This is a genomic window from Polaribacter sp. Z014 (genome assembly GCF_023555435.1).
GTDB lineage: Bacteria > Bacteroidota > Bacteroidia > Flavobacteriales > Flavobacteriaceae > Polaribacter.
On record NZ_JALCZP010000134.1, the window covers coordinates 1 to 437 of the forward strand.

The window sequence follows — 437 nt, forward strand, 5'->3', positions numbered from 1 at the left end:
TAATGCTTCAAGTACATCTGTTGTAGCAACCTTTTACGGAGTAAGCCCTAGAAACTTACAGAGACAATACAAAGATTATTTAAGTGATTTTAAGCTATGGAACCAAAAACCGCATGCTGAACAATGGTTGCTTTTTCCTAAAAATATTGGAAGTTATCTTTCCATAGATGAACCAGCATTTTCTAATGGAGATTTATATACTATAGTGACTAATAAAAATGCGAATGGAAAGAAAGGTGCTTTAATAACTATGATTAAAGGTATTAAAGCAGAAGATGTTATTAGAGTCTTTCATAAACTGTCCTTAAAACAACGAAAAAAAAGTAAAAGAAGTAACCATAAACATGGCAGGAAACATGGGGTTAATCGTTAAAAAATCATTTCCCAAAGCAGTATTAGTTATAGATCGATTTCATGTGCAAAAATTAGCTTTAGAT

General features: G+C 31.1%; 2 protein-coding genes. Both read left to right on the plus strand.

Translation table 11 applies throughout. The features are described from left to right. Nucleotides 1-373: RNA-binding protein (locus MPF19_RS19215; protein WP_502925290.1), on the plus strand; the 373-nt coding region annotated here is incomplete at its 5' end. Further along, on the plus strand, nucleotides 357-437 hold an 81-nt coding region (locus MPF19_RS19220), incomplete at its 3' end, for a transposase (protein WP_249989876.1). The genes MPF19_RS19215 and MPF19_RS19220, both read left to right, overlap by 17 nt.